At 39.3% G+C, this 7,872-nt stretch carries 5 protein-coding genes; all 5 read left to right on the plus strand.

What is annotated here, in order from left to right; translation table 11 throughout:
* A partial coding sequence (locus tag HMPREF3032_RS01720) for a YadA-like family protein (RefSeq protein WP_062401342.1) occupies positions 1–4,404 on the plus strand: 4,404 nt, incomplete at its 5' end.
* Between the two features lie 267 nt (positions 4,405–4,671).
* Positions 4,672–5,367 (plus strand): hypothetical protein, encoded by a 696-nt coding sequence (locus HMPREF3032_RS01725; protein WP_009353957.1) that lies wholly within the window; start codon positions 4,672–4,674, stop codon positions 5,365–5,367.
* Positions 5,368–5,666: 299 nt separating this feature from the next.
* Positions 5,667–5,921, plus strand: a complete 255-nt coding sequence (locus tag HMPREF3032_RS01730) for a DUF1653 domain-containing protein (protein ID WP_062401344.1) — start codon at positions 5,667–5,669, stop codon at positions 5,919–5,921.
* A 9-nt stretch (positions 5,922–5,930) separates the two neighbouring features.
* Entirely contained in the window at positions 5,931–6,716 is a 786-nt protein-coding gene (locus tag HMPREF3032_RS01735) for an HAD family hydrolase (RefSeq protein ID WP_062401346.1), read from the plus strand.
* 121 nt (positions 6,717–6,837) lie between these two features.
* Entirely contained in the window at positions 6,838–7,836 is a 999-nt protein-coding gene (pta, locus tag HMPREF3032_RS01740; protein WP_062401348.1) for a phosphate acetyltransferase, read from the plus strand.
* Positions 7,837–7,872 lie beyond the last annotated feature (36 nt).

A 7,872-nucleotide genomic window follows, 5' to 3' on the forward strand; every position in this document is an offset into this window, starting at 1 on the left:
ACATACAATGTAACAGGATTGCCTGTGACGTTCACAGATAAAGATGGTAAACCAGTATCTAAAATTGGCGATAAATACTATCCAGTGAATGAAAAAGGTCAACCTATTACTCCAGATGGTAAACCAGCTGTAAAAACTAATGCAGAAGGTAAACCAGTTGCAGAAGATGGAACTGTTATCGAGCCAATCGATACAAAAGCAAATCCATTACAATCCAATTTGGTGAACCCTAACGTTGCTAATACAACAGAGAAAACAAATAACCAAACGACAAGTCCAACTCAATTGGGTAATGTAGCGAATGGTGCTAACACATTTGAGCCAGTAGATGGCAAAAAGATGGCTAATGATGGTAAATGGTATCCAGCGGACCAAGTGGAGCCTAATGGTCAACCGAAAGAGAATGTACAACCAGTAGCCAAACCAGATAATGTTGGTAAAGCAGGTTTGATTGACTTCAGCAACTCTAACCCTAATAATGCAGCTACGGTAGGTGATTTACAAAACTTAGGTTGGATTGTATCTGCAGAAGGTAATAGCTACTTTGATCAAGTACGTAATGCTAACGAAGTGAAATTCGTAGGTGAAGGTACAGCGAGTGTTACTGGTAAAACTGATGAGAACGGTGTACGTACTATCACTGTAAAAGTGGATGACCAAGTATCTACGAATAATGCACAAACACCTGTGAACTACACCAATAAAGATGGTAAAAAAGTATATCCAGTAAAAGATGAAAATGGCAATGTAACTTACCATACAACTCCAGATGGAAAAGGTAAAGGAGATGAAACAGTACCAGCAGGTGATGTGATTACATCTCTAAATGGTCCTGAAGGCACAACCACTCCAACAACATTGAATAATGTGAAAAACAATATCCCAGCAGTGAATGATGCTGATAAAAAAGTTACAAACCCTGATGGTACAGAAAAAGGAACTGCAGGAGATGTAAACAATATCAACAAAGCTCCATTGACAGCAACGGAAGCAGCTGACTTATTGAAACCAACAAAAGATGGAAAACCTAACCCTAACTTTGTAGGTAACAATGCAGCTACAGTATCTGATGTATTAAATGCAGGTTGGAATTTACAAAATAATGGTACAGCGAAAGATTTCGTGAAACCATTCGACACTGTAAACTTTGTAGATGGTGCGAATACAACAGCAGTTGTAACAACTAATACAGATGGTACAACAAGCAATGTTACATACAATGTAACAGGATTGCCTGTAACGTTCACAGATAAAGATGGTAAACCAGTATCTAAAATTGGCGATAAATACTATCCAGTGAATGAAAAAGGTCAACCAGTAAGTGAAAAAGGTAATCCAGCTGTAGGTACAAATAATGATGGTGATTTGGTAGATAAAGATGGAAATGTAATTAAACCAATTGATACAGCAAAAGATCCATTGAAATCTAATATGGTTAACCCTAATGTTGCTAACTCTGAAGCAGCTCCAAATAACCAAACTACGACTCCAACACAATTGGGTAATGTAGCGAATGGTGCAGAAACATTCAAACCTGCTGATGATGTCAAATTAGCGAATGATGGTAAATGGTATAATGCAGCAGATGTAAAACCTAATGGAGCACCAAAAACAGCAGAAGAAAACAATGGAAAAGCACCAGCTCCAGTAGCTAACCCGTTGTCCACTAAAAATAAAGCTGGTGATATTCTTGAAAAAGGTAATGATGGTAACTGGTACAAAGCTAGTGATCTAGAAAATGGTGAACCTAAGCCTAATGCAAAGGAACAAGTCCCAGTGGCGAAACCAGAAAATGCTGATAAAGCAGGATTGATTAACTTTGAAAACTCTAACCCTAACAACGCAGCTACTGTAGGCGACTTACAAAACATGGGATTTGTAGTATCTGCTAAAGATAATGGTTATACAGAGCAAATGCGTAATGCCAATAAAGTAGAGTTCAAAGGTGATAATGGTGTACAAGTAACTGGTAAAACATTAGCTGATGGTACTCGTGAAATTACTGTAGCTTTAAAAGAAGGTCGTGTCACAAATGATGTTCTTATTACTGATAAAGATGGTAAAGTAACTCATGGTGTACGTGGTGAAGATGGTAAAATCTATACGAAAGATCCTAAAACAGGTAAAGCTACAAACGAAGAGATTCCAGTAACACCTTCCGATACAGTGGAAAATGATGGCAATGCTTATGTAACAGGTAACTCTGTAGCTACAGCTATTCAAAAATCTGGGTGGAATATTGGTATTGGCTCTACAGATAAAGCTTTCAGTGAAGAGGCTAAAACATATGAAAGAGTTAACCCTAAGGATAACGTAAAATATGTGAATGGTGCGAATACAACAGTATCTATGGCAGTGGATGCAGCGGAAGATAAAGATGGTGCTACAGTAACAACTACGTATGTAAAAGTAGATGTAAACCGTGAGCTTCATATCGACAGTGTAACAACTGGTGGTCCTGTAAAAGATAAAGCTGGTAACCCATTGAAACCAGTTAATGGTGAATACTATCCAGAAAATGCATTAGTAAATGATGGAAAAGTATATCCAGCAGGTACAGTGATGATCGATGGCAAACCATATCCAGCAGGTTCTGCAAAAGACCCTAAAACAAAAACGGTTCTTAAAGATGGTAAACCAGTTCCAGAAGCACAACCATTAAGAGCAACTCCAAAAGATCAGTTAGCAGATGGTAAAGACGGTGCTATGACTGTGAAAGACGCTAAAGGTAACGATGGCGTATCTGCTACAGCTAAAGATGGTAAAGGTACTTTAACATTGAAAGATGCTGGCAAAGATGGTAAAGATGCTTCTCAAGTAGATATTTCTACAGCAAAAGCACCTGCTGATTTGGAAAATACACCAAAAGATGCAGTTCGTGCTAATGATGGTAACTGGTATGCACCGGCAGATGTTACAGTAGAAGTAAAAGATGGAAAAACTGTAGTAACACCAAAAGCAGGTAAAACTCCGATTCCAAATGCACCAACTATGGATCGTATCCAATACACAGGTACAGATGGTAAACCTCGTAATGTAGCTACTATGGATGATGGCCTTCGTTTTGTAGGTGATGATGGACAAACTATCAGTAAACCGTTGAATTCTACTATGGAATTTACAGGTGGTAACCGTGAAAATGGTAAGCCAGTGGCGAAAGCAGATACAACAACAGGCAATATTGGCGTATTCCATGACAATGGTAAATTATCTATTCAATTAGCAAAAGACTTAGATAAATTGAACAGCGCTAACTTTGAAAGTAAAACTGACAAAGCAGGCAACCCATTGAAAGTTGTGGACGGTAAATACTACCCTGAAAAGGCTGTGGTAAAAGAAGGTAAAGTATATCCTGAAGGTACTGTGATTATCGATAACAAACCATATCCAGCAGGCACTACAAAAGATGCAGCAGGTAAAGTGGTGAATAACGGTAAACCGGCGACAGAAGCAACACCGATTAACCCAATCGATAGTAAACAAGTACAAGACGGTCCTACATCTAGATTGACTGGTACAGGATTGACTTTCAACACACCAACACCTAAGGATGAAAAGGGTAACCCATTAGTATTAGTGGATGGCAAATACTATAAAGCTGATAAATTAGAAAATGGTAAACCAAAAGCTGATGCAAAACCTGAACCTGTAAAACCGGCACAATCTACTGCATTTACTCCAGATGGATTGGTGGTAACTCCAGAAACGGCTAAAGTAAGAGATGCGAATGGCAACCCTGTCCTTGATAAAGATGGTAGAGAAGTGGTAGACCCTACGAAAGTAGTATCCTTCGGCTCTCCGACTATCGCAGTAGATCCTAAGACAGGAAAACCAATGGTAGATCCAAAAACTGGAGAACCAGTGATGAAATCTGGCATCTCTGCAGGTGGTCAAGTGATGGCGAATGTGGCACCAGGTGTTCTTGATACAGATGCGGTTAACGTATCTCAGTTGAAAGGTGTATCCAACATGGTGATGAATGTAAATAATCGTGTGAACCGTCTGGGTGCACAAGCGGCAGCAATGGCTGGCTTACGTCATTTACAATATGATCCATTGGAACCTACAACAATCATGGCTGGCGTGGGTGCATATAAAGGTGAAGCTGCCTTAGCATTAGGTATTGCACATTACAAAAATGAGTCTACCTTATTCCATGCAGGCGCATCCATCGGTAGCCGTGGTGATGAATTAATGGCGAACGCAGGTGTGAGCTGGAAATTCGGTGCTCGTGCTGACGAAACGGCTGTAAAAGACACATTCCGTCAAGGCCCTATCAGTTCTTCCTATACTTTACAAGATAAAGTATCAGCTTTAGAAGCACAAAACCAAGTGCAAAAAGATGAAATTAATAACTTAAAAGCACAATTAGCGGAAGTGCTTCAATATGTTAAGAAAGGTTAATCTTTCTTACAGAGGTATATTTCTTAGAAGAATGAAGTAGAAATCTGTGAACTAAGATAAAAGGGCTGCAATGGATATGTAATGACATGTTGTATTGCAGCTCTTTATCGATTTTGTATAATTAAGCAATTTATTGATAAAATATTAGTGTATATCGAAAATTATAGTATACAAAAGATATTGATATGGTGTATAATATGTACTACTGACTTACACTTATACTAAACTAGAATCATATTATGTAATGTTTGAAATGGGAGAATAACATTGAAAAAAGCAATTTTAACAGCAGCGTTATTAGTAACAGTAGGCTCTAGCTTTGCTATGAGCGATGAATTGTATAGCCAAAAGAATCTAGCAAACGTAACAGGCGTAGCTGTTGGCTATGAATTAGTAGCACCAATGCAAGAAACAGTAGTAGCTGTAGAAGATTTGGGTAAAGTATTGGAACGTGCTCATGAAGTTCGTCAAGGCTTGGTAAAACGCCAAGTAGCTGGTGAACGTTTGACAGATCGTCAAGATCGTTTTATTAAACATGATGTAAACCAAGACTTCCTTACTGTATTAGATCGCAACTTAACTAACCGTGTGGAATTCTTCAAACGTGCTCATAACTGGAATGGTGATAACAAATACGAACATTCTGGTAATTATGAAACATTCCTTAATAAACATAATGAAAAGGCTACAGAAGCTGTAAATGGTTACAGCAATAGCTATGGTTGGAATGTGTTACGCAGTGTGCGTCAAGATGCATTATCCAATGTAAAAGCAGTATTGGATCAACAAGGTGAAACTGTTCGTGGCGAAGATATTGCAAAAGCAATTCTTGCTGCAGCAAGCAACAATGCAGAGACTGTAAATAACGAAGAACTTCGTTACTACATTAACGAACTTGTTTGGTACACTGCAAAACAAACAGTAAAAGAAACAAATAAACAATTATCTCATGTTTTAAAATAATTGAGAGATTCATAGGATTGTAGTATCCTATTTGAAGTGATAGAGAATGATTTGCCAGAAGGCAATCATTCTCTATTTTTATATTGGATGCATGTGTTATCCTAGGGTATTCACTATAAAAACTACCTGCTATAGTACTAAGGAAAGCTATATAAATCGTTAGAGGAATAGTGTATACTATATGTATGATATAGAATACTTGGAATATTGAAAGTACTTTCGTTGTAAGAAAGATGATGTGTTATAACACTATACTATATACTGTTGTATACGTTATATAAGTATAAGAAAGGATACCTATGCAAGAAATTGTAGTAGGCGGTTTATATCGTCATTTTAAAGGCATGTTATATTATGTGATTGATATTGCTATTCATTCTGAAACAGATGAACCTCATGTGGTGTACCAACAGTTGTATGGTGAGCGCAAAACGTTTGTACGTCCCCTTGTGATGTTTGCTAGTGAAGTGGACCATGAAAAATATCCTGATGTGGAGCAGAAAGATCGCTTTCAGTTGGTCAATGGTTGGGATGTAGAACAGCAGTTGCGGTAAGGAGGTTCTGTGAATAGGAAATATTTTTTCTTTGATATTGATAATACACTAGCAGTGTGGCCTGATGGAACGATTCCTGAAAGTGCTCAATACTCCTTGGAGTATTTGCAGGATAAAGGGCATCACGTGGCGCTTGCTACGGGCCGTTTACAGGCAGATGCTATGCGCTTTGCCAAGATGGCAAAGACTCCGAATTTTGTGGCTGATGGGGGCTATAGCATTACAGAAAATTATGAAGTGCAATGGATGCAGGGCATGGACCGGGATCGCTGCGTGCAGTACCTTAAGTATTTAACAAGCCACAATGTGCCTTGGGGGGTGACCCACAAAAATGAATTTGTCCGTATTACTCCTTATGAAAGCGTCCTAGCATGGAATCCTAAGTGGGATATGATGCAAAATGAAGTCGTATCAGACTTGGTGCCTGAGGATATCGAGCATTTTTACAAGGTCTATGCGTTCATCACAGAAGAAGAGGAACAGCGACGTGGTATTGTACACATGACGAAGGATTTAATTCGCTATGGAGAAGGATGCATTTTGTTTGAACCTATGGATAAGGCTTATGGCATCCGGAAAATGATCGATGGCTTTGGCGCATCTTATCAAGATGTCATCGTCTTCGGTGATGGCTATAACGACCTATCCATGTTCCGACCAGACTGGCTGAACATTGCCATGGGTAATGGCCGTGATGCTCTGAAAGAAAAAGCTGACTATGTGACTGCATCTTGCTATGATGATGGAATTTATAAAGCATTGCAACATTTTGGTTTCATACCGAAGCAGTTTTAGTATGAATGAAGTAGATAGTATACTTTCATCATAACTATATGAAGCGGTTTGAACATCAAAATTAGTTATAGTATAATAAAGCGTAGATATATCGAAATGGGTCTTAAAAGGAGGACATACCATGGATTTAATTCAAAGTTTAAAAGAGCAAGCAAAAGGCTTGGGTAAAAAAATTGTATTGCCAGAATTCGAAGATAGCCGTGTCATCGAAGCAGCGGCTGCGATTTTGAAAGAAGGTTTCTGTGTACCTGTATTGGTTGGTGCAGAAGATAAAATTCAAGCGGCAGCTACAGCAGCTGGTGTATCTTTGGAAGGTGCTGAAATCATCAACCCAGCTACATTCGGCGAATTAAACAAAATGGTAGATACATTTGTAGAATTGCGCGCGAAAAAAGGTATGACACCTGAAAAAGCACATGCTACTATGACTGGCGATGCGTTATTCTTCGGTGCTATGTTAGTGCGTTTAGGTTTGGCTGATGGCATGGTAGCAGGTTCTGCTAGCCCTACAGCAAACGTACTTCGTGCAGCTATCCAAGTGGTAGGTACACAAGCTGGTTTGAAAACTGTATCTAGCTCTATGCTTGTGATCACTGATAAAAAAGAATACGGCGATGACGGTTTGTTGATCTTCTCCGATTGCGGCGTTATTCCTAACCCAACATCTGAACAATTGGCTGATATCGCTGAGTCCAGCGTTGGTAAAGCTCGTTCCGTGGCAGGTATGAAAGAACCTCGCGTATCCTTCTTGTCTTTCTCCACAAAAGGATCTGCTTCTTCTCCAGAAGTTGATAAAGTGGTAGCAGCTGTAGAAGACTTGAAAGGCCGTAATGTAGACTTCGCATTCGATGGGGAATTGCAACTAGATGCGTCCATCGTTCCATCTGTAGCAGAACGTAAAGCTCCAGGATCTCAAGTAGCTGGTAAAGCTAACATCTTGATTTTCCCTGACTTACAAGCTGCTAACATTGGTTATAAATTAGTACAACGCTTTGCTGGCGCTACTGCTATCGGACCAATCATCCAAGGTTTAGCAAAACCAATCCATGACCTTAGCCGTGGTTGCTCCGTAAGCGATATCGTTGACCTTTGCGCAATTGCTGCAGTGGAAGCAAAATAAGTCGTCTCTTGTTACGTTATGTAGCCTGTGGCGTTT

Source organism: Veillonella sp. DNF00869, assembly GCF_001553345.1.
Classification (GTDB): Bacteria; Bacillota; Negativicutes; order Veillonellales; family Veillonellaceae; genus F0422.